This window comes from Nocardia sp. 852002-20019_SCH5090214, from assembly GCF_001665865.1.
Lineage (GTDB): Bacteria > Actinomycetota > Actinomycetes > Mycobacteriales > Mycobacteriaceae > Nocardia > Nocardia nova.
Genome location: NZ_LZMK01000329.1, coordinates 1 through 619, shown reverse-complemented (window position 1 = coordinate 619; position 619 = coordinate 1). Strand labels below are relative to the sequence as shown.

1 protein-coding gene is annotated in these 619 nt (G+C 69.1%); it reads right to left on the bottom strand.

The features are described 5' to 3' along the window. Positions 1-619: SDR family NAD(P)-dependent oxidoreductase (locus tag A5780_RS26235; protein ID WP_064909940.1), on the bottom strand; the 619-nt coding region annotated here is incomplete at both ends.

Genomic DNA, 619 nt, shown 5'->3' with positions numbered 1-619 from the left:
AGGCGGGCCGGGTGGGGGACCTGCGCGCCGAGGGCCTTGATGGCCTCCTCGGGCAGGGTGGCGAACAGCGGGGTGTGGAACAGGCCCGGCGCGATGGTGACCACGCGGATGTTCACACTCGCCAGGTCGCGGGCGATCGGCAGGGTCATGCCCACGATGCCGCCCTTGGAGGCGGAATAGGCGGCCTGGCCGATCTGGCCGTCGAAGGCCGCGACCGAGGCGGTGTTGATGATGACACCGCGCTCCTCGCCCTCGAGCTCGGCGGCGGCGATGCGTTCGGCGGCCAGCCGGATCACGTTGAACGTGCCGATCAGGTTGACGTTGATGATCTTGGTGAAGTCGGCCAGCGGGAACGCGCCCTTCTTGCTGACCGTCTTGATCGCATTACCGATACCGGCGCAGTTCACCGCGATCCGCAGGGTGCCCAGTTGCGCGGCGGCGTCGAGCGCGGCGCTCACCTGCTCCTCGTTGGTGACGTCGGTCGCGGCGAAGACCACACCGTCGCCCAGCTCCTTGGCGATCGCCTCACCGTCGGAGGACGGCAGGTCGATGATCACCACCTTGGCGCCTTGGCCGTGCAGCTCCTTCACCGTGGCCAGGCCCAGACCCGACGCGCCAC